The organism is Flavobacterium sp. FlaQc-28 (assembly GCF_044007415.1).
Classification (GTDB): Bacteria; Bacteroidota; Bacteroidia; order Flavobacteriales; family Flavobacteriaceae; genus Flavobacterium.
On sequence record NZ_JBIPCM010000005.1, the window covers coordinates 240,928 to 263,132 of the forward strand.

Consider the following 22,205-nt stretch of genomic DNA (forward strand, 5'->3'; position numbering starts at 1 on the left):
TCTTGTTTAATTATTCATTAATACGACAACTACCATAATAATCTTGGTGATAGTCTTCGGCGGGATAGAAGTGTTCTAATTTTATGCTTTGAGTAGTTAAATCTTTACTATTATTCTTGTAGTCCTCAAAAACTTTATCTATTGTGTTTTTTTGTTCTAAATCTCGATATAAAACAATCGATCGGTACTGAGAAATAGAAGTTTTATTACTGTCGGACGTCGTTCCATATTTTTTTAAGAACAAATTTAGTAAGGCTTCATAATTAATTTGATTTGTATCAAATTCAACATCTACCACTTCGGCATGTCCAGTTCTTCCTCCGCACACATCTGAATAGCTTGGGTCAATAAAATCTCCTCCAGCATACCCAGAAACTGCGTCGATTACTCCTGGAATTTCTTGGAGATATTTTTCAACTCCCCAAAAACAACCTCCTCCGAATGTTGCTTTTTGTAAATTTTTCATAAATACTCCTTTCTTATTATTCGCTTTTATTTAAAGATACCGAATTAATGCAGTAGCGTAATCCACTTGGATTTGGGCCATCAGGGAAAACATGCCCTAAATGACTATCGCACACGTTGCACATAACCTCTACTCTAATCATCCCAAACGCTCCATCTTTTTCGTATTTAATTGCATTTTCTTTTATTGGCTGGGTGAAACTTGGCCATCCAGTTCCAGAGTTAAATTTCTCGGTAGAATCAAAAAGAGGTGTGTCACAACAGATGCAATTGTAAACACCAGGCTCATGTCGAGAACAATGTTCTCCTGAAAAACGAGCTTCCGTTCCTTTTTTTCTAGTGATATAAAATTGTTCTTCAGTTAATAGATTTCTCCATTCATCATCTGTTTTTTCAACTCTTCTATCTGGAGTTAAGTTGCCTTTATTCGCGAATCTAATAACATCTGCCCAGTTTATTATTTTATTTTCCATAATTATATGTATTTTGATTTGTTATACAAAGTTACATCCAATCTCTTTAAAATATATAATTCAAATTTCCTTTATGATTGTCTATAATTCCTTAAGGTCGTCTAGAGTTTTTTGAATTTGTATATTTATAATGTTGATTTGCAGTAGTAAAATTATAAAATAAAATAAGGAAGTATTTGTTTATACTTCCTTATTTTTGTTTCAAACTCCCTTGGTGTTGTTTCTGAATTCAGTAGGGGACATGTTCGTTTGTTTTTTAAAAAAGCTACTAAACGATTGTACGTCATTAAAAGAGAGTTCGTTTGCAATCTCTTGAATGTGAAAGTCTGTGTAGTTAAGCAATCTTTTTGCTTCTAATAACCTACGATTATTGATGATTTCTAGCGGCGTTTTGTCTATATGCTTTTTAAATAGATTCGCTAATGTTTTAGAGGTTTTAAAAAGCATATCTGCATATGCAGCAACAGTGGTGTGCGTTTTGTAGTGTTTTTCTACAAGAAAATTAAATTCACGAATTAGTCCAATTGCTTTAGAATCTTCCTTAAGAGTAAAATTTTGTTTTTTATAAATTCTAACACAAAGAATTAGCACCCTTTTTAGTATAGCTTTTAACATCTCTAAAGTATAACTGTCATGCTGATCAATTTCCATTTCAAGCACTTCCCAGATGAGATTAAAGGCATAAATGTTGTCTTTTACTTCTATTTTAGGGACACTAGATGCTCCAAAAAAAAGTAATCCTTTGCAGCCAACGTCACTATCATGGTTTTCAATACAATAGAACGGTTGGTTGAATTGAATTACTCGTAATTTTTCGAAATCAAAATCGGCTATTTTGTGAAAAGCAGTTAAAAACACAAAGCAATTCGTATTTATTTCATACGGAATGTTGTCTATCGTAAGATTAAATTTTGCACCAGTATTCCATAATATAGTTAAACCTTTTTTTAAATCTGTGTTGAACATATATTTTCGCTCCGGGACAATTTCGGACACAAATAAATACTCGTCTAATTTACCTTTAAAAAACATATACTATACTTATTCTTGATTCATAAATGGGTATCTATAATTTGTTGGAGGCGTGTAGTTTTCTTTAATAGTTCTAGCAGATGTCCAACGCAATAAATTAATTTTCGATCCCGCTTTATCGTTAGTCCCACTACCTCTAGCCCCACCAAAAGGCTGTTGCCCTACAACTGCGCCTGTAGGTTTGTCGTTAATGTAAAAATTCCCAGCAGCATTTGTTAGTTTTTTATTCGCTATGTTTATTATTTCTCTGTCATCAGCAAAAAAAGCTCCAGTTAAAGCGTAAATAGAAGTCGAATTTACAATATCTAAAATTTCTTCAAACTTAAGATCATCATAGACATGGATAGTTAGTAATGGGCCAAAAAGTTCTTCACACATCGTTACGTATTTTGGATCTTTGGTTAAAATTATGGTTGGTTGAATAAAATATCCTTTTTCATTTGAATGTTCACCTCCAAAAACAACTTCTATTTCTGGGTTGTTTTTTGCCGCTTCAATATGAGATGACAATTTATCATATGATTTTTGATCGATAACAGCACTCATAAAATTAGTAAAGTCTTCTGGGCTTCCCATTTTTACTGTGCTCATTTCTTTTATAAGCTTGTCTTTTACAGTAGGCCAAATACTTTTAGGGATGTAAGCTCTAGAAGAAGCTGAACATTTTTGCCCTTGATATTCAAAAGAACCTCTAATTATCGCCGTAACCAATGCATCTATGTTTGCAGTGTTGTGTGCTACAATAAAATCTTTCCCGCCAGTTTCCCCAACAATTCTAGGGTAGGACTTGTATTTATGAATATTGGTCCCAATGGTTTTCCAGATATTTTGAAAAACACCAGTGCTTCCAGTAAAGTGAATGCCTGAAAAATCAGGATGTTCAAAGATAACATCGGCAGCATCGGGGCCAGAAGGATATATTAGATTAATAACCCCGTCAGGAATTCCTGCTTCTCTATAAATATCCATTAATATTTTAGCGGTATAAACTTGAGAATTGCTTGGTTTCCAAACGACAACATTACCCATTAATGCACAACTTGTTGGGAGATTACAAGCTATGGAAGTGAAATTGAAAGGAGTTAAGGCATAAATAAAACCTTCCAAAGGTCTCCATTCCATTCTGTTCCAAACGCCATCACTTGACTCCGGTTGCTCTTGATACAATTGTGACATAAAATAAGAGTTGAATCTTAAAAAATCTACTGATTCACATACACTGTCAATTTCAGATTGGTGAATTGTTTTACTTTGGCCTAAGATGGTTGCCGCGTTTAAGGTTGCTCTGTATTTACCTGCCATCAAATCAGCAGCTTTTAAGAATATAGTTGCTCTTTGCTCCCAAGGCATTTCGACCCATTTTTCTCTGGCTTCGAGAGCTGCATTTATAGCCTGCGTGATATGTTCTTTTGAACTTTTGTAAAAATACCCCAAGTATTGATTATGATCGTGAGGGGAATAAATGTTGCTTTTTTCCTCACTAATTACTTCTTTTCCTCCTATATACATAGGTATTTTTGTTTCTGTAGTTTTAAGCGTATTTAAAGCTTTTAGTAAATCTTTACGCTCAGAGCTTCCTGGCTCGTAATTTTTAACTGGTTCGTTAAAGGGTTTTTTAATTGTAAAATATGCATTTGCCATAATTGTTTTATTTTATAGATTAGTTTTTAAATAATGTTATTGCGTTATCTAATTGTAAGTCTGGGAGATCAATAATGTAAGGACTTTTATACTTTAAAAGCGACAATTCTGTACAAGCTAAGACAAAGGTTACATTTGGATGTTTTTTTAAGAGGTTTTCTAAAAGTGAGGAGTCTCCAGTATCCTCGTTGTAAATAGATTTCCTTAAATCATCAACTTTTTTTTGATCTTTTATGTCTAGTTCAATTGTTGTTATTTTGTTTTCTTGGAGCAAATTTTGAATGTAGTTCCCTTGCATTGTGTATAGACTTCCAAGGATTATTACTTTCGTAACTGCATTTTTATTTAATTTAGCAATAATAAGGTTAACAGGGTGAATTAGGGTAAAGCTAAAATGATGTTTCTCTAAAATTTTATCTAAAACTTCGTGAATGGTAATATTAGGAACCAACAAGTGTTTTATGCTTATTTGTTCTATGAAGTACAAGTAGGGTAAAAGATTTTTATACAAATCGATTTCTTGATCTGGCAAAAAGGGATTTATCGTATTAAAATTTGTGTTAACCATTATGAATGGACAAGTACTATATCCCCCAAATTTTTGTAGAAATTTTTTATTGAGCTCATCTACATAGTGTAGAGTAGATGAGGTCCCTAACCCAAGTATCCCCAGTTTGTTTATCATTTTCTTTCTAAGATATAGTTTGCAAAAAACTTTTTAGAATCAGTAACTTTATACTCCCATCTCATATCTGTTTTAGATAGTATTTTACGCATTATCGTATCATCATATTTCCGCGAAATTTCAGTATGAATTAGTTCGTCTTTTGTGAATTTAATTATTTTCCCATCTAGGACAATGCTTTGGTCACACAAACTTTTAAGATAACTTATTGCCATCCCCACTTCTTCATCATAAACAGGGTTGTGAACAAACTTTGATCTATCAAAATTTGCACCTAATTCATTGTTTATCCTATCAAGTAGATTTAGATTAAACTCTGCAGTAATCCCTTGGCTATCGTTGTATGCCGGCAATATAACATCTTTGCTCTTTTTTAGGTCTACACCTAATAATATTTTATCCCCTTTACTAAGGTGAGACCCTAATTGGTAAATAAATTCTGTTGCCATTTCATCATCTAAATTACCAATGCTGGAACCAAGAAAAAAAACTATTTTTATCCTGCTGTCTTTTTTTATATTTTCAAGTGCTTTAAAGTAATCAGCATTGTTAGGTTTAATTATCAAGTTTGGGATTTCTTGTTTCAAATATTTTTCTAGTCCTTGTAGCGCATTTAAAGAAAAATCTACTGGTAAGTATTGAAAATCTATATTACGATTTGTTAATCCTTTTAATAGATGAATGGTTTTGGTTCCATCGCCAGCACCTAATTCGATTACATCAAATTGATTTTGATTATCAAAACCTAAACTTTCTATTAATTCAGCGGTTTTTGTTTCAAAAATTTCCATTTCAGCTCTGGTAAGATAATATTCAGGGAGCGCCATAATTTGTTGGAATAAGGCATCTCCTTTTTTATCATAAAAATAGCGAGAAGGTAATTTTTTTTGCGTTGGATTTTGTAGTCCTTGTAGAATGTCTTTTTTAAATTGTTCGTTCATTTTTTGTTAATTTTCTATGAGTGCGACAGCCCCTAAACCGCCATCAGCACAAACACTGATGATTGCTTTTTTTCCAGTCCCTAATTGTGTTAAATGTTTTGTTGATTGGCTTAAAATTCTTGCGCCTGTTGCACCAAATGGATGACCGATTGAAATACTACTTCCGTTAGGGTTTAATTTTCCCATAGGGAAGGGGCCAAAATCGAAATCAATTCCTAATTTTTTTGTAAAATTTTTGTCTTGAATTTTTTTTATGGTTGCAAGAACTTGTGAAGCGAAAGCTTCGTGGATTTCCCACAAATCAAGATCATCAAATTTTAAGTTGTTCCGGTATAATAATTTTAAAATTGCTACAGTTGGAGCCATTAAAATCCCTTCTTCTTCAATATTTACTCCTGCCATTTCCCAATCGACAAACCTAGCTTTGTACGGAGAGTTAATTTTGTTTATTGCCTTTTTCCCTGCAATCCAAACAGCAGCAGAGCCATCAGTGTACAAAGAAGAATTCCCTGCTGTAATGGTTCCTTTCCCCGTAAAATCAAAAACTGGTTTTAAGTTTTGAATTTTCTCAATGGAAGTGTCTTTTCTTGGAATTGTATCGCTCGACAATCCGAAAGCGGGGAAAATTAAATCACTATAAAAGCCTTTTTCTTTGGCTTGAAAGTATTTAGTATGGCTATCAATAGCCAGTTTATCCTGTTCTATTCTACTGATACCTAGTCTTTGCCCAGTGATTTCTGCATGCTCACCCATACTTTTCCCAGTACTTCTGTTTTTTTGGGCCGGCGGTTGTATTCTTAGAGAAAAGAAGCCAGGGAGTAATTTTGTCTTCTCTAAAAGCTTTTTAGCAGTACTTATTTTTTTTAACCATTGCGATGATTTATCGTTCAAACCAATTTGTACATTACTAAAAGATTCAACCCCTCCAGCAATAGCAATTTCATCGTCAGTAATCATGCTCGCGGCTTCAATAGCGGCAAGAAGTGAGCTACTGCAGGCTAAAACAGTAGAAAAACCAATGGTTTCTTCTGGCAAATCTGAGTCCATAACTATTTCTCGCCCCAAATTGCTGTATTTTAAGGTAGGGACTACGCTTCCCCAAACAACCATATTGGGTAATTGTGTACTTTGATTTTTCATTTTGTTTAGAACTTCTTTAGACATATCTAAAGCTGAGAAAGAGTTTAACTCTTTGTCTGCTTTTGCAAAAGGAGTTCTAAGGCCAGCGGCTATCCAAATTTCATTTTTTATTCTCATGTCTTTTTGAAATATTTTGTTAAGAAAAGCGTAATCATATAAATGTATAAAATGCTGAATGGGAGAGCAAAAATGATTAGTAAATTACTAATTGCGTTGAGTAAATCATCAGTCCCCAACGCCATTAAACCGATAGAAGTGGTGGTTATAATTGCACCCCACAAAAGTTTATGATTTTTAGAAGGGTTTTCGTTCCCTCCATCACTAAACATTGAAAGAACATATATGGCAGAATCTACCGAATTAATAATAGCAATCAAAATAAGCACGATTGCTAATAAAACAGTTATGGAACTAAAAGGGTGAAGCTCTAAAAACACAAACATAGATGAGAAAACATCTTTAAAAATGGGGTCCGAAAAATCTTTAACCTTTCCAAAAGCATTATTCCCAAATACAGAAAACCAAAACATACTGGCTATCGCTGGAATAAAAATAGTTGCAATTAGATATTCTCTTATACTTCTCCCTTTAGAAATTCTTGCAATAAAAATACCTGTAAAAGGAACCCAAGCAAGCCAAAAGGCCCAATAAAAAACGGTCCAATTATTAGTAAAATCTTCAGAAGCGTGGTAATCTCCAATGGATAAACTCATTTCAAAGAAATGTAAAATGTACCTTTTAAATGCGCTTGCCATGTTTGTAGCGAATTCACCAAAATCGAGAAACAAAGCAACGAATATCAGGAGAATTAATGAGCCAATAACATCGAAATCAGCTAAATATTTTATTACTTTTGAAATTCCTGTAAGCGCCGACAAAGTTCCCACAACACCTATAAACAGAGCAGTAAGCAACAAGCTTATGTAGCCTAGATTCCATTTAAAATAATAATTAATTCCCGCTATAAATTGCCCTGTTCCTAATCCTAATGATGCGATAACGCCAGCAATTGTAATTATAATAATAAAAACAGGGATTACTACTTTTACATAATTCTTTTGGGAAAATCCAGTAATAGCCTCTAAAAAATTTTCTTTTTTCTGGATATACAATCCATAAGAAACGATTAAGCCAAAAAGACTATACATGGCCCATGGTGTAAGTCCCCAATGGAAAAAAGTATATTGTAAAGCCAAAGATTTTTTTTCAATTCCCTGAACGGGCGAATTTTGATAATAAAACATAGGTTCTTGGACGGCTCTGAGCAAAAGACCAGATCCCATACCAGTACTATATAGCAGGGCTATCCATGAAAAAAATGAATACTCTGGAGGTTCTGCTCCAAGTTTATTTTTACTAAACGGGACAAAGAAGACAATGACTGAAATTAATACGATGATTAGTCCCAAGTATTGATAAAATATACTAAACTTAGAAAGTATAAAAGCGTTAACAAATGATAGCCCCCCAACCACATTTTTCGGGAACAAAATACCAATTAAACAAAACGCGAAACTAAAAAGTAGAGCAGATATAAATAATTTATTCCCTTTCAATGCTATTTTATTTTGTAAACTCATTCTTATTAAGTCTTTCATCTTTTATGATGCTGGTAACAAGCCATACATATTCTTTTTTTGTTTTATCATATCCAAGTGCTTTAAAACTGTTGCCAAATGGGCAAGCTGGCATATTACTATATCCTTGTCTCAATTCAAAATTATCAGGATTGGCATTAAATTCTTCTTTAAAAACTTTTCTCATCCCATATTTCATAGGGACAGGATCATCACACACGTACGTGTCGATAGGAATATTCAATTTCTTAGAAATCATAGAATCGTCATAATAATGTTCTCCCATTAAATCAATTAATAATCCTTTTTTTTCAGATTTTTTATCATTTATGGTGAACAAGAATTGTGAATCAACCGCATTTTCAGAAATTTCAAATTGAAATCCATTTTCTACATCGAACTCATCAACAGCTACCTTCTTATTTGTGTTAGTGCAAATAAGATGTTCATCTCTTACTTCATAATTATCCTGATATCCTTTTTCTCGTAATTCATTTACTGCTCCTAGCAGATTGTTTTCGTTTAATTTCATAATATATGGTGGGTATTAATTTTTATATAAAGTATAATCCAAAAACTCCTGTAATGTAAATAACAATAGCAATCCAAGAATCCAAGCCAATTCCAAAATATCTTTTAGGGAATTTTATGACCATTCCTAGGACAAAGGTAAGTGTGAGTATCATGGATAGGGCTGTGAGGTACAAATCGGTTTTTCTCGCTTCTGGTAGAATTGATGCGCTATTTAAAATATTTGCCAATAAAAATAATAACGGTAAAAATGAATTTCCTCCAAAAATATCGCTAACTAAGATATTATACTTTTTCGTTTTTATAAATGCTAATCCGCCAGATATTTCAGGTAATGCGGTAACTAAAGAGAGAATTGTTGCACCAAATACTACTCCAGAAACTTGATAATGAGTAGCAATTTGCTCACTTGTTTCAGCAAGGATGTAACCAAAGAATAAGATAATTATCGAAATGAGCATCATATAAAAAATTGCTTTTTTTCTACTATATTTTATTCCATGCTCGGGATTAATCTCTGGCATAGGTATTAAGTTCCCTGCTTCACATCTTTTTAAAGTTAGCAAACTAAGAACCCAAGCAATAACTATCAAGATTTCTATTGGCGAAATTCTCAAGTTTACATGCATCTGATCCAGTTGCGAGCCTAGAATCACAAGAGACAGAATAAGGACTAAAAAAATGCCCTGTGAAATGGCGTTAGTATTTGATGTTATTGTTGTAATGGGGTGCGCTTCTTTTCGAGTCATAAAATCAAAAAAGCCTAATAAAACCGTTTGAATTGCAATGCCTCCTAAAATGTTCCCAATGGCTAATGAAGTATCCCCTTGCAAAGTCCCTTTAATTACAATGGCAACTTCAGGTAAATTGACCACCAATGAAAGTAGAATGGTTCCCCCAAATGCAGCTCCTAATTTAAATTCATCATTTAAAAAGTCAACAATATGTGATAACTTATGACTAAAATACCAAATTATACTTCCAGAGAGGAGAAATATAATGATTTGTGTGGAGATGTTAAATCCTTCAAGCATAATGTTTGATTTAAATTAAAAAAAGGTCTAGAAAAATTAAATATACTTATTTTATTTGATTTGTTAAAAAATCCCAAGACTGGACAATGTTTAATTCATAGGCTTTTGGATGACTTAATTCGGAAAGCTTATTGTGGTTATACCACATTAATTGCGTAGGGCTTAAGTATTTTTTAGCATCTTTTTTATAAGGGAGCGCTAGATTAATGGCAGTTCTTTGCGCTAACGTTAAAGGCAAAAACTTAAAATTCGTTTTCTTAAGGTAATATTGTGGGTCCTTATCGATACGAAACGGTTTATGATTCTCAACTAAAAAAAAGCCTTGAGCGAGTGCATATTCATTTAGTTCTTCTAATATTGTTTTTGTAGGGTCGTACTCTAATTTAACCACTTCTTTGTGACCAATAAATCCAGCCATCGTAGAGTAAACAGCATCATTCAAAGCAAATGAAGTCTCTCCAGACCAAAAACAAGGCGTTTCATAGATCGTTGTTTTGGTAAACCCATAATGGATTTGTAATTCTTTCCTAAAATTTAAGATATACTCCGGAATTTCAACTTTTATTCCTCGTAGCGCCTCAATTATTTTATCTAGCATTGAAAGGGGGTGATAATTGTTTGCTAACTTTTGAACGATATCTTTCCCATTTTGATCAACAAAGTGAGCGACAGGATTGTTCCATGCGGGTTCGTCATAACGCTTAAGTATGTCTGCATCAATCCCCGGTTTGTTATTATAAATGGCTAATGGGATAAACTCATTTTCAATAATGTCAACCATTATAGGATGAGATAGTACTTCTCTCCCAAAATTCACGCAAGTGCTACATCCTGGAATTTCTTGAAAAAACAATAGTATTGGTTTAGATAGTTTAGAACTTAGATGCAAAGCATAGTTATAATCTCTAAACCAAGTGACTTTCCCTAGCTCTATATTTTGACTTTTGGGGTTCGTTTTTTCAGTGTTCAAATTCATTTGTCCTTTTTTTTAATTCATTATAGTCAATAAAATCGATAGGGACTTCATTTTTTTTGCGAGAATTTTTTTTTGCCTCGCGAGTAATTATAGCGTTTGCTATAATAAGCCCTTTATCTATATTTTTACTCATTTCATTCCTCACAAAAAGCATTTCCTCCAGCGTAATTTTTTCCTGATTAAGGAAAACAACGATATAAAACTGTTGGTAAAGAACACCTAAATCTAACCCTCCAACAAATTTTAAAACATTAGAATTATTACTTTGTTGTTTGCTGATGTAGCTAAATCCTAAGTGGGGAATAAATTTTTCGAAGAACCTTTCGTCCAAAATAAAGTTACTTTTTGTTTTTAGTTATATAATTTGTTCATAGTGGAATTAAATTTAAAAGCTAAGTGTTTTTCTCACTTAGCTTTTAATTGGGGATTTATTTAAGGAAAGTGCCAAATCTTTCAAAATGACAAGTATATCCGTTTGGATTTTTTTCTAAATAATCTTGGTGGTATTCTTCAGCAGGCCAAGCTTTTGTGAATGGCTCTAGTGTAGTTACAACTTTTGCACCCCAATTATTAGTTTGGTCTACCAAATCTATCACTTCTTGCGCTTGTTGTTTTTCTTCTTCGTTTTGAAAAAAAATGGCAGAGCGATAGCTACTTCCAATATCGTTTCCTTGTCTATCAACAGTTGTTGGATTGTGGATTCTAAAAAAATAATCTAGTATTTCTTTAAAATTGGTTACAGATGAATCGTAAGTCAACTCAATTCCTTCTGCGTGTCCTGGATGGTTGCGATAGGTTGGGTTTTCATTTTGACCTCCTAAATAAATTACCTCAGTATCTTTTATACCAGGTCTTTTTCTAAAAAGGTCTTCCATTCCCCAAAAACAGCCCCCGGCGATATATGCTTTTTTTAAACTTGAATTGTCTGAGTTTGTTTTAGTCAAATACATTTGTATTTTACTTTCTAATTCAGCTTCTGGCTGTAACCCTGCTAAGCGTTCTTGTATTTTCCCATCTTTCAAAAAAAACAAAGCAGGTATGCTTCTTACCCCAAATTCTTGAGCAAGTTCTCCATTGTTATCCACATTAATTTTTGCTATTGCAAAATCATCTTTGTGTTTGTCGGCTAATTTTTCTACAATTGGGAGTAATGCTTTACATGGTCCACACCAATCGGCATAAAAATCTAATAAAATTGGCTTTTCACTTTTTAATAAAGTTTGAAAATCTTCTTTGTTTGAAATGTTAATTATCATTTATTTGTTTTTTAAGGATTGTTATTACTGTTTTACAATGCAAAGATACCGCCATTATAATCTTTATTGTTTTTTTGAAATTCCTATTTATTTGCAAATTTTTCACTTTTGAAATTCATTATTGTAATTCCACAAGAGCAAAATGATATTGCATTAAATATAATCAAATTAAAGTTTGAGTAATCTGCATTTTTGTTAATAAATTAATTAATAGTTGGCCATAATCAGTCTTTTCCTATATGTTAGAGCAAATTTTTCCATTAAGGAATATTGCATTGGTGTGAATTCTGTCCTACATTTATTAGGTGAATAGCTCATAAAATTTAGTACAGGAGGATACTCAAAATCTTTTTCAATATTGTTTCCATCAAGTTTTATGACAATATCACAATTAGAAAAAGCTCCAGTATTGTTATCTGGAGGGGTATCACAAATAAAATCACCTTCTGTATTGCAATTATTCAATTCTGTTTTTTCCTTAGTTGAATATGACTCAAGGTTTGATCCAAAAGTATGTTGTAAACCAAAAAAATGCCCAAATTCATGTGCAATGGTTCCTAAAGGATATTCAAGATTTGCAGAAATAAAAATATTATTAAATGAGTTCTCTAATGCCAAATACCGTAAAAATGAAGTTTTGGGAATAGCGGTAAACCCAGAATAATCATCCCCTTTTTTTACAAAAATTAAATTTATATAATTCTTTTCAAGTTTTGCTATGTATTTCTCTTTTTCCGTTGTATTGAAATAAAATTCATCTATTGAAAGATTTGTTTTTTTAATCAATCGTCTTTTATTTAAAATGAATTTTATCTTCGAAACAGCAAAAAGTTGGTTTAATTTTTTTATTTCATCATCTATTTTGTTTTCTGATAAATCTTTAATCTCCACCGAGCCATAAACAACTTGAATTTTAAATATCATCGTGTTTTTTGATTCTGTTTTTTGATTAATTAATGCGTTAATTTCTTTTGCCGCTGTTGCAGTGCAAAATTCGGTCCCGCATTGAGATTCTTGATTTGTCTGGGTTCTAACAAGTTTAAATAGGAGAACCCCCAATAGAAGGATGTAGCAAAAAACAACTATTTTTCTTAACGTAAACATGAAAATACTTACTCTTTATGAGTTTTAATTATTATAGTAACATTCTCTTCGTGCTAATTGTCAATTCACAGTTTAAAAAAAAAATCTTTTAACGGGGAGGTACTATTTTAGGATTAAATTATATGACAATTATATTTTATTAAAAATTAAGCTTTTATAACTTTAATAATATAGTGATAAAATTGATTGGGCCATTTAAAATATTTTTGTTATTCTTTCTCCACTGGCTTTAATATTTCTAACATTGTTGGGATTAATTCACTCACTGTGGGATGAATGTGCACACCATCTCTAAAAACAGTATAAGGCTGTTTAGCGTACATGAGATTGGTAAAGCCATTAATAAGTTCGTCGCCCCCTACACCAAGTACACAAGCACCTAAGAACAAATTGGTTTCGGCATCAATTATGGCCTCCATAAAGCCAAATGTTTCCCCTTTTTCTTTGGCCCTACCCACTTTCGTCATAGGTCTATGCGCTACTAAAATAGTATAACCTTTAGATATCGCTTCGTGTTTTGTTAAGCCAACTCTACCAAGCGGGGGGTCGATAAACAATCCATAAGTAGTGATCCTATTACTTATTTTTCTGTTTTTGCCTCCAAATAAATAGTCTTCCACAATTTGATAATCATTGTAAGATGTATGAGTAAACGCGCCTTTCCCATTACAATCACCAAGAGCGAAAATGCCTTCTACATTGGTTTGACAATAATCATCTACATTAATATACCCTCTTTTATCTATCTCTATGCTTGTGTTTTCAAGTCCTAAAGCATCTGTATTGGGCAATCGACCAATCGCTAATAATAAATGAGTTCCAGTTATTGATGTTCCATCTGATTTTGCTGTCACAGTTATGGTATCGTCTTGGTTTTTTTGGGCACTTATTGCATCGGCATTATAGATGATATCAAGCCCATCAGATTTTAAAATTTCTTCTACAGCTTGGCTTATTTCTTTGTCTTCTCTCCCTATTAGTTTCGGCCCCCGTTCTATTATTGTTACTTTACTGCCAAATCTTCTAAACATTTGCCCGAACTCCAATCCAATATAGCTTCCTCCTACAATTATTAAATGTTCAGGGAGGCGCTTTTCTTCAAGTAATTCTATGTTTGTATAATGAGGAACGTTTAAATACTCCGAAGGTACTAAAGCACGCCCTCCAACATTGATGAAAATATTCTTAGAAGTGATTATCTCACCATTAATTTCTATTTCATGATTACTACTAAATTTTGCTTCTCCTAGGTACAAGCTAATGTTGGGGTTTTCGCTTATAGCTTTCTCAATCCCAGATCTCGACGTATTTATAAGGTTGTCCTTTCTAGAATTTACTTTAGATAAGTTTGTAATTGTACCGCTTGGGATTTCAATTCCGAACTCTTCACCATGAGTTGCATCCCAAGCTCTTCTTGCGCTGGCAATGTACGTCTTAGTAGGGATGCAACCATAATTCAAACAGGTTCCACCTATTTTGCTTTTTTCAATAAGTGCAACTGTTCCTTTTTTTGATAGAGAAAAAGCTAAAGGGGTTCCTGCTTGTCCTGAACCTATAATAATATAATCAAATGTTTTCATGTTATTAAAGTGTTTTTAAAGTACAATCCAAAATTTCTAGATTTTCGGTTTGTGTATATATAATTATTTTGTCGATATTTTTAGATACTTGTTCAAATATAATTTCTCCTGAAGTTTTTGGTGTCATTACTTTAAAATACTTAACCACATTATAACTTTTGAGCGTTTCGCCTCTATTTTCTCCTCTTGCCACCTTGGTTGTTTCTTCATTAGACACTAAAGCAACGTTGAGATATTTTGTTTGCTTACTCAAATTATTTATAGAATAACTACATGAGACTGTTTCTTCTGATTTTTTTAAATTTAGAATTTTTATTTCATTCTCATTGGATATTTCGATGGCTTTATTGGAATACTCAGTGTTCAATTTACCTTGATTTGAACCCACGAATTCTGATTTTCCATTAATGATGAGTTGTGGAGTGTATATACTACTTATATTAAATATAGTTCCGTACTGTTTTTGCCTATTGCTATAATCTGCATTCCCAAAAACATCTTTCCATCCTAGATAATCCCAATAATCTACATGAAAAGAAAGTAGAACAAGGTTGGGGTTTTGTTTTGAAAAACTACCTAACAATTCTTCTGCTGGGGGACAACTACTACATCCTTGTGAAGTAAATAATTCTGCAACTACTAATTTATTTGAAGTCATTTCATTTGTAATTTTAAGATTAGCGGTTTCGGTTTCTACAGTTGGTTTTGGTGCTTGATTACAAAAAGTAACCAACAGTAAAGGCAGCATATAAAATATTGATTTTATCATTTTAATTCCATTTTAACTGTTTTCTTTCGTCCCAATAAATTTTTGAATCTAAAGCAAATTCTTTGAAAGATTCTAGTTCATTCATTGTTAATTTAAATTTCTTCGCTATTAAATTAGAAGTGAGATGTTCTTCCGAATTTGCGCCACTTAGGGTAATGCTTCCAGGATAGCTATCCATACAAAATCGAATTGCGATAGCATCTTGTGTAGTTTTGTATTTATTTGCTAGTTCATCTAGCTTTTTTCTTATAGCATCATACTGTTGAAATTCTTTAGAAAGTAATCGCCCATTAGCCAGTGCCTCTTTTATGATTATCTTTTTATCCATTAGTAAATCCTCTGCTTCTTTCATGCTTTGGTCTAGGATGTTGAATGTAAATTGAAATGATGTAAACAAAGGCACCCCGTTTTCTTTAACTTGACTGGCCTTTACGACGACTTCTTTTTGAAATGGGCCGCTTGTTGATAGTCCAATATCAATATTGTTTTCTTTTTTAATTTTATAAAGTTCTTCAATTATTTTAAAGTTATCTAAAACATCACTTTCAAGAGTAACAGAGTGAATTTGGTACAGATTTAAATTTGGCAGAAGTTGCTTTGATTTCTCCCATTGCGTTATTAATTTCTCATAACTATGGTCTTTTATTTCATGCTGAATTGCCTCTTTTTCAAAATTAGCAACATAAGTATAGCCCCATTTTGTAGAAACCGTTATACCTGACGTATTGTTTTCTTTTAAAAAGTCGATGAGCATATCTTCTGCAATGCCATAACCAGGTGAAGTGTCAAAATGTGTTATCCCTAACTTATGTGCATTTTTTATAAAGTTCACCCCGTTTTGTTTGTATTCGGCTACGGTATTGTACTCTTTTTTTTCGGAGTTTTCATTTACATTTATGTAAACAGGCCTGCCAATGGCTGCTGTCCCCAAGCCGATGTCAGATACATCTAGATGAGATAATTTTTTTTTGTCGATTACCTTCGAAAAATTCTTTATTAAATAACTTAGCTTGGGGTTAATTGTATTTTGGCAAAAGGGCTTTTCAGGATTTGAGTGATAATAATTTAATTGTTCCTCTATATTTAATTTAAAATTAGAAAAAGGCAAGACCTGTGTAATAATTTGGTTATTAAAGTCGGGTTGTAGTTGTTTGATTATATCAATGGCAGAATTTTTTTCTTCATCATTAAAATAATAAATAGCTGATCTGTATTTTTCTCTCATGCTGTGATTGGCCGTACAACTATGCGTATGCAAATGAATTTCTATAAGTACAGTCAATGAAATCTCATCTGGGTTGAATGAAACGATTACCGCTTCAGAAAAACTCTCATTCTCATCTACAGAGCTAATCCAGCCTTGCTTAACTTCTTTGACCCCAATTAATGACTGAAAAATGGCCTCTGTGCACCAGTGGCAACTTCCTCCAAACCCAATTTTTATTATACTCATAGTTTTATCTCCATTTAAATCCTTTTGCTACGATAGGCATACACTGTTCGTTTTTTTTAATATACGATGAAACAAATGGGCAAAAAGGGAAAATTTCCATATCATTTTCTCTTGCAAATTCTAGAATATTTTCCACAAGCTTCTTTCCAACGCCGCGCCCACCTAATTGTTCAGGAACCAATGTATGGGTTAAGCATAGTTTTCCTGCCATAAAATAAAAATCAGTAAAAGCCGTTTGGTTTTCTGTGTTTAGCTCAAACCTTTTTTGCTCATCATTTTTTATAAAATTATACTCCATTTTTAAATTTTAATTAGGAACCAAGTCCAATTTTTATTTAGCGAATTACAAATCTCCCATGCCCAAAATGAGCCGTGAATTTTTTGCAATAGACCAAAAAGGTATGATGTGTTTCTATATCTATTTTTGGTGTAATTACAATATTATCATTGGGCTTCTTGTAATAATATCTCCCTATATCAATATTTGTTGTTAAAACTTTCCCATTTTGATCTTCCGTAAGAGCCAAGGTTACATCTGGAGCACCAGGAGCCACCCAAAACCCGTCTGTAAAAACAACTTTTTTTACCCCGTCCAACTCATACAATTCAATATTGCCTTTAGCTTCTGGACCGTCAATTTTTGCTGTAGCTATGAGTTTCATTTTTAAAATCCAAGTTTTTCATTTACTAAAATTACGTGAACATCTCGATCTCTAATTTCTTTTTCAAAGATTAATAGTTTCCCTAGTGTAGTTCCTTTTTTGAACCCTGTTTTTTTCATTCTTTCGTTTTCTAGAGGCACTACGTAGTTGTGAATTCTTTCAAAAGCTTCATCTAAATTTTTAACAATTTTTTGAACGCCTACAACAAAAATGATATGTTTGCTAGCATACGCAATTGCAGCAATTTGGTTTCCCATTCCAGAAGCAATTAAAAGCTGTCCATTTTCAGTAACGGCATGGCAGCTTTGTAAATTATAATCTGCCAGAATGCTTTCTCTTCGTAATTCTTCTCGTTTTAAATGATCTACTTCAGTAAAAAGGTTGTCTTTCACATTCTTCCAAGGGTGACTTTTTTCTTTTAAAACAGTTAATAGACCTATTTCTCTCAATGTTTCTGAAGAGCCAGTAGCAATTTCTGCACCTTCTGGAATTATTGCAAAAATTTCTTTCAAAGCGTCTTCTTTGGTTTCTACAAAAACTCCTTTAATGTTTCTTTCGGAGAAAGAACTTATCACTGCGGTTATCCTTTCTTGGCTGGCAAGTTGGTTAAATTTTTCGTTCATGGGTTTGTAAATGATTATTCTTAAATTGTAATTGTCTTATTTTAATAGTGTTAAAGGAAAATATTACTAATAGTATTAATGCAAGGAACAACTGGAGGGTTCCTAAAATCAATAATATTTCAGGCATATTAGTATTGATTGTTGCAAAAACGCCAAAAATACCAGAAAGCACATAAAATCCAGCAGAACTACACAATAGCGTCCCTGCGTAGGTTAATCTTTTTATCTGTTTTATTTTGAGACTTGCAATATGATGCTGAAATTCGGTGCACTCAACGCTAAGTAATGTTCCAACTTCAGAGCTAATACTAAGCATTTGGTTGGTGGTTGAAAAGATAAGCATCCCAATTCCAGGCATAATCGTTATAGGTAAATACCATTCCATGAGTAATTTATTTATAATTTGGGATTTGTCCTTGAGCTAATTTTAGTCTTGTCCAAAGGTTCATGTTAATTACAATATAAGCAATTTCTTGTATCTCTTGGATTGAGAAATGTTGTGCCATCTTTTGGTGGTAAGTTTCAAAATTAGGAGCGACCCCCTTATTTAGAATATCTGTATATTCTAACGCGGCTTTCTCTTTATTGGTATATAAATTAGAGTGCCAATAACTTCCCAAGTTATCAATTTTAGCTGGCGAGATTCCCAATTTTCTAGTGGCATCATAGTGCAAAATGCTACAGTAGCTACATTTATTAAGTGTGGCAATTCTAAGTCTAATCAATTGTGCCAATTCTTTCTCTACAGATAGATTGGCTGTATACCCGTATGCTTTAGCCATCTCAGAGGCAATTGATAGAAAGTCAGAGCCTTCTGGATCAAAATTGAGATTTGTAAATTCTATATTTTCCATTTCTTTCTTGGTTGTTTTTGTTAAAATAGGGTTATTTTATTACTGACAAACATATCATTTAATACAGTCAATGATTCTTTTTATAAATCACTATAAATATGTGATGATTTCAGTTTAGGAGAAATGTAACTAGAATTAGCCAATAAGCACCCCAATGAAATCCATCCGGGTATTTCCGACCCTTTTTTTTTTCATTTTTTTCCTTCTGAGACACGCTTATATCCCCCATCGTTAAAGGATTTTGCTCTATTTTATTATTTAGGGTTCTCCTTTTGGGGAAATTTGAGGGGATAGCCAATCCCATCCGTTTTTTAATATTGGTTAAGTAGTTTTTTCTTTTCAATGCACGAATTATCATAAAATGATGAATATTAATAGACATAATTTGTTTTTTGAATTTATTTAGAGCTGGATTATATTTATTATATATATAAATTATTAGAACAGAAGCAGGAATGATGATTAACAGGATAATAGCGTAAATCATAATATTTGATTTGTAGTTATGATGAAATTTAAAAAAGTAGTATTTATAAACCATTATTAGTTAATAAGTTACGATAGCACATAAAAATATTATTTTATATTAGTTCTGCTGTAATATGCCCCAGGCTTACACAGGGTTAGGTACAGGGTATTTAGGGAGTACCTCTTTTAGATTTTTTTTGTTTTTCTGTAAGATTCTCAATTCGTCTAATTTTTTTAAAATATGTTCAAAGGCCCCATGTTTTTATTTCCAGCTCCAGTTCTGGCACAAATTTTTGCAAAAGCTTAAATGTACAAATATTTAACGAAATCTCATTATTTTCTCAATAGGTACAGTCTTTAAGCGAGAACGAGACAAGAGCCATTCGCAGAATTTAGTAGTTGATATAGTGACAAGGCTATAAATCACTGCTTCTAAAATTTTTGGCCCTTTGGAATCAAAATTTAGATTTGTAAATTCTATATTTTCCATTAAAATTCAAATAAATTTAGTGATTCCAAAAATGATTCAAAAGCATTTCGATATTCTACGTGATTTGTAGTACTTGACCATAAATTTCTACTACCATGGATACCATTTCCTTGTGGTTCATATCCTACTTTAGTTTCACTTGCAGCATTTGAAAATATATTTTTCCACCCCGATACTTCTCCTTTTGCAGAGGTAATAAATATGGGTAATTTTAACTCTTTAGCCCATTCTGCTACAGTATTACCTTCGTAGGTAAAGTATTCGCCAGGGGAAAAAGAGGCAACTGCGGTCAAGCTTTTTGCATGTTTAACGCCTAAAATAATTGCTAGCGAAGAGGAGTAAGAACTTCCTACGAGTACTTTTTTTGCATGTGGGAATTCTTTATCTGCATATGCTATTGCTGCTTCAATATCTGGTACGGCATCTACATATTGTAACGATTTGCCTTTGCTGTGTGCATCCAAAGCAGTTTGGTTTTTTATATCATTGACCTCGTTACCGCTGCGTTGGTCTATTGCTATGCATGAAAACCCTAATTGGGTAAGATATTCAGCTGTTTCAATGTATTCGCCTCTGCTATATCCAGCTTGATGGCATAATATAAGAATTGGACAGTTTATGTGAGGGCTTTTGTAGTAGTCGAATGTGACTTTAACTCCGTCAGAAGATATCGTTTGCAATGTTTCTTTACTCTCCATGTTTATTCAATTATTGAGTTGCTATTGATCGTATTATCTGTTTTGTCTTATTTGATTCCATTATTTTTATAAAACATCATAGGTCCTTGAATGTTGCCAATTATGACATCTTGGTAGCCATTCCCAGTAAAATCATGAGTAATTACTCTAAAGCCAAAATGCGGATTAAGCAATCCTGTTTCTTCTTGGAAAGGTGCAAAAGTACCATCTGCATTTTGCAGTAATACTTTGCCTTTGGAAGGAAATTTCTCGTGGATTTTTGCTGGGAATTTTATATAATTCTCTGTAAGAATAGCATCTTTTCTTCCGTTATTGTTTAGGTCAGCAAGAACTACACCCCACCCAAAAACATTAGAATAGAGATTTTTTTCTTTGGTTACATTTTTGAATTCAAATCCATTTACCTGTTCTAATAGGGCATAATTCGGATCAAAAACCTCATCTTTTTTCATGTCTCCTCTTACTATAAATTCAGGATAGCTATCCCCAATATTACTTAACAAGATATGGTATTTATTAGTTTTATTATCTAATTTTTCTACAGAAAGCCCCATCCAAAAACCATAGTCTATAGGAAGATTATGTTTTTTAAAAGTTCCGTTCCCTAAGTTTTCATAAAGGATTCCAACATTGGTATTGAGCGAAAGAACCAAATCTTGTTTGCCATCATTATTCAGATCAACGAATTTACTTACATAAGTGTTTTCAATTAATTCTAATCCCGCTTCTTTTGTTTTTTCGGTAAAGGTTCCATCTCCATTATTCACCATAAACAGATTTCTACGTTTATTAGATAAATCGTGGTAACGAGCTGATACAAAATGTTTTCTATCTACGAAAGTACATACATACATATCTAGGTTTCCTGAGTTTCTGGTGTCTGCCAATGCAATATTTACAGGGATGGATGCATCTGGAATTTCAAAAAGCTTTACAGGATCAGCATATTTTTTTTGAGCAGAATCATATTTTGAGACATAGATTCCTGAGGCGTACCCTACAATGATTTCTTTAGCTCCATCTTTATCAATATCGCCTTCTGAAATACAATAAGCCGCTTCATTTTTAAGTCCTGTCAAATTGAGTTGCTCTGCAATATCAATAAATCGGCCGTCTTTATATTCTAAAACAGGATTATTTTGTCCAGCGCCACCAGTTTGCATGACCACCACTCGCTCATCTTGAAAAGGGTGAACTAATATTTGATCTAGAAAAGGCATTGACTCACCATTATCTACATATTGATGAGAAAAAGGTAAGGTTGTGCTTACAAATTTTGGTATTTTATTTGCTTTGTTTGATAGGAATTTTTCCTTGAATTTATTTTGTACCGAGTTGTATCGATATTGGTTATAAAAATACATTCCAAAAGGAATTGCAATTATCAATAGTAATAATAGTAAGAGGATTTGCATAATAGTCTTGCGTTTTTTAATTTTTTCCATGTTTTTTAAATGATATATTTTCTAGAAGTTTAGTAGCAACTGCACTAGTGTAAGTTCCATAAGCATCGATTAAGATTCCTTTATGCCCATCTTCAGTTGCTAGTGCGTAAATAACACTTTGACTTCCAGCGTCATCGCCATCATCAAAAATTTGGTGAAAGGCTACTTGAAAATCTTCCGTTTGAAAATCTTTGTTCAGCGCTGTGCAATGGATAAGCTCCTTATCAATATTGAAATCATATTGAAATCCTTGTTTTTTAAGTTCATTTATTGCTTCTGTTAAGCTGTCGCAATGCATAAGATTAGAT

At 32.7% G+C, this 22,205-nt stretch carries 25 protein-coding genes and 1 pseudogene; all 26 read right to left on the reverse strand.

Annotated features, from left to right (window positions below; all coding sequences use genetic code 11):
• Nucleotides 1-10: 10 nt before the first annotated feature.
• The 26 genes and pseudogenes from msrA (ACHRVL_RS14800) to ACHRVL_RS14925 all read right to left on the reverse strand — a co-directional run bounded on the left by msrA (ACHRVL_RS14800) (nt 11) and on the right by ACHRVL_RS14925 (nt 22,195).
• On the reverse strand, nt 11-466 hold the full coding sequence (gene msrA, locus ACHRVL_RS14800) for a peptide-methionine (S)-S-oxide reductase MsrA (RefSeq protein ID WP_149207260.1): 456 nt from the start codon (nt 464-466) through the stop codon (nt 11-13).
• Nucleotides 467-482: 16 nt separating this feature from the next.
• Entirely contained in the window at nt 483-938 is a 456-nt protein-coding gene (msrB, locus tag ACHRVL_RS14805) for a peptide-methionine (R)-S-oxide reductase MsrB (RefSeq protein ID WP_392389470.1), read from the reverse strand.
• Between the two features lie 201 nt (nt 939-1,139).
• Nucleotides 1,140-1,970 carry a helix-turn-helix domain-containing protein gene (locus ACHRVL_RS14810; RefSeq protein WP_149207261.1) on the reverse strand — a complete coding sequence of 277 codons (831 nt, stop codon included), beginning with the start codon at nt 1,968-1,970 and terminating at the stop codon, nt 1,140-1,142.
• Nucleotides 1,971-1,979: 9 nt separating this feature from the next.
• Entirely contained in the window at nt 1,980-3,611 is a 1,632-nt protein-coding gene (pruA, locus tag ACHRVL_RS14815; RefSeq protein ID WP_149207262.1) for an L-glutamate gamma-semialdehyde dehydrogenase, read from the reverse strand.
• Between the two features lie 19 nt (nt 3,612-3,630).
• Complete coding sequence (locus ACHRVL_RS14820) at nt 3,631-4,296, reverse strand: aspartate/glutamate racemase family protein (RefSeq protein ID WP_149207263.1); 666 nt, start codon at nt 4,294-4,296, stop codon at nt 3,631-3,633.
• Entirely contained in the window at nt 4,293-5,237 is a 945-nt protein-coding gene (locus ACHRVL_RS14825) for an L-histidine N(alpha)-methyltransferase (protein WP_149207264.1), read from the reverse strand. The genes ACHRVL_RS14820 and ACHRVL_RS14825 overlap by 4 nt, the downstream gene beginning before the upstream one ends.
• A 6-nt stretch (nt 5,238-5,243) precedes the next feature.
• Nucleotides 5,244-6,494: an acetyl-CoA C-acyltransferase gene (locus tag ACHRVL_RS14830; RefSeq protein WP_149207265.1), complete on the reverse strand. Its 1,251-nt coding sequence runs from the start codon at nt 6,492-6,494 to the stop codon at nt 5,244-5,246.
• Nucleotides 6,491-7,975 carry a BCCT family transporter gene (locus tag ACHRVL_RS14835; RefSeq protein ID WP_149207266.1) on the reverse strand — a complete coding sequence of 495 codons (1,485 nt, stop codon included), beginning with the start codon at nt 7,973-7,975 and terminating at the stop codon, nt 6,491-6,493. Before ACHRVL_RS14835 ends, ACHRVL_RS14830 begins: the two co-directional genes overlap by 4 nt.
• Nucleotides 7,941-8,486, reverse strand: coding sequence for a hypothetical protein (locus tag ACHRVL_RS14840; protein ID WP_149207267.1), 546 nt, complete (start codon nt 8,484-8,486; stop codon nt 7,941-7,943). The genes ACHRVL_RS14835 and ACHRVL_RS14840 overlap by 35 nt, the downstream gene beginning before the upstream one ends.
• 22 nt (nt 8,487-8,508) lie before the next feature.
• The gene (locus ACHRVL_RS14845; protein WP_149207268.1) at nt 8,509-9,519 is read right to left on the reverse strand and encodes a sodium:calcium antiporter; all 1,011 of its coding nucleotides are present in this window, start codon (nt 9,517-9,519) and stop codon (nt 8,509-8,511) included.
• 46 nt (nt 9,520-9,565) lie between these two features.
• Nucleotides 9,566-10,495, reverse strand: coding sequence for a VPGUxxT family thioredoxin-like (seleno)protein, type 2 (locus ACHRVL_RS14850; protein ID WP_149207269.1), 930 nt, complete (start codon nt 10,493-10,495; stop codon nt 9,566-9,568).
• Nucleotides 10,479-10,826, reverse strand: a complete 348-nt coding sequence (locus ACHRVL_RS14855) for a hypothetical protein (RefSeq protein WP_149207270.1) — start codon at nt 10,824-10,826, stop codon at nt 10,479-10,481. Before ACHRVL_RS14855 ends, ACHRVL_RS14850 begins: the two co-directional genes overlap by 17 nt.
• A gap of 97 nt (nt 10,827-10,923) precedes the next feature.
• A complete protein-coding gene (gene msrA, locus ACHRVL_RS14860) occupies nt 10,924-11,445 on the reverse strand; it encodes a peptide-methionine (S)-S-oxide reductase MsrA (protein ID WP_149208504.1) in 522 nt (173 codons plus the stop codon).
• A 9-nt stretch (nt 11,446-11,454) separates the two neighbouring features.
• A pseudogene (gene trxA, locus ACHRVL_RS14865) lies at nt 11,455-11,751 on the reverse strand (thioredoxin); the annotation flags it as partial.
• A 207-nt stretch (nt 11,752-11,958) separates the two neighbouring features.
• Entirely contained in the window at nt 11,959-12,855 is an 897-nt protein-coding gene (locus tag ACHRVL_RS14870; RefSeq protein ID WP_149207271.1) for a M43 family zinc metalloprotease, read from the reverse strand.
• A 209-nt stretch (nt 12,856-13,064) separates the two neighbouring features.
• Nucleotides 13,065-14,435: a mercuric reductase gene (locus ACHRVL_RS14875; RefSeq protein WP_149207272.1), complete on the reverse strand. Its 1,371-nt coding sequence runs from the start codon at nt 14,433-14,435 to the stop codon at nt 13,065-13,067.
• Nucleotides 14,436-14,439: 4 nt separating this feature from the next.
• Complete coding sequence (locus ACHRVL_RS14880; protein ID WP_262410435.1) at nt 14,440-15,204, reverse strand: DUF1223 domain-containing protein; 765 nt, start codon at nt 15,202-15,204, stop codon at nt 14,440-14,442.
• A 1-nt stretch (nt 15,205) separates the two neighbouring features.
• On the reverse strand, nt 15,206-16,657 hold the full coding sequence (locus ACHRVL_RS14885) for an aldo/keto reductase (protein ID WP_149207273.1): 1,452 nt from the start codon (nt 16,655-16,657) through the stop codon (nt 15,206-15,208).
• Between the two features lie 4 nt (nt 16,658-16,661).
• Complete coding sequence (locus ACHRVL_RS14890; protein ID WP_149207274.1) at nt 16,662-16,955, reverse strand: GNAT family N-acetyltransferase; 294 nt, start codon at nt 16,953-16,955, stop codon at nt 16,662-16,664.
• A gap of 37 nt (nt 16,956-16,992) precedes the next feature.
• The gene (locus tag ACHRVL_RS14895) at nt 16,993-17,319 is read right to left on the reverse strand and encodes a DM13 domain-containing protein (protein WP_149207275.1); all 327 of its coding nucleotides are present in this window, start codon (nt 17,317-17,319) and stop codon (nt 16,993-16,995) included.
• Nucleotides 17,320-17,321: 2 nt separating this feature from the next.
• Entirely contained in the window at nt 17,322-17,942 is a 621-nt protein-coding gene (locus tag ACHRVL_RS14900) for a lactate utilization protein (RefSeq protein WP_149207276.1), read from the reverse strand.
• A complete protein-coding gene (locus ACHRVL_RS14905; protein ID WP_395414043.1) occupies nt 17,926-18,327 on the reverse strand; it encodes a hypothetical protein in 402 nt (133 codons plus the stop codon). Before ACHRVL_RS14905 ends, ACHRVL_RS14900 begins: the two co-directional genes overlap by 17 nt.
• Before the next feature lie 7 nt (nt 18,328-18,334).
• Complete coding sequence (locus ACHRVL_RS14910; RefSeq protein WP_149207278.1) at nt 18,335-18,796, reverse strand: carboxymuconolactone decarboxylase family protein; 462 nt, start codon at nt 18,794-18,796, stop codon at nt 18,335-18,337.
• 957 nt (nt 18,797-19,753) lie between these two features.
• Nucleotides 19,754-20,452, reverse strand: a complete 699-nt coding sequence (locus tag ACHRVL_RS14915) for an alpha/beta hydrolase (protein WP_149207279.1) — start codon at nt 20,450-20,452, stop codon at nt 19,754-19,756.
• Nucleotides 20,453-20,499: 47 nt separating this feature from the next.
• Entirely contained in the window at nt 20,500-21,897 is a 1,398-nt protein-coding gene (locus tag ACHRVL_RS14920) for a VCBS repeat-containing protein (protein WP_149207280.1), read from the reverse strand.
• Entirely contained in the window at nt 21,884-22,195 is a 312-nt protein-coding gene (locus ACHRVL_RS14925; RefSeq protein ID WP_149207281.1) for a phosphoribosylpyrophosphate synthetase, read from the reverse strand. The genes ACHRVL_RS14920 and ACHRVL_RS14925 overlap by 14 nt, the downstream gene beginning before the upstream one ends.
• Between the last annotated feature and the right edge of the window lie 10 nt (nt 22,196-22,205).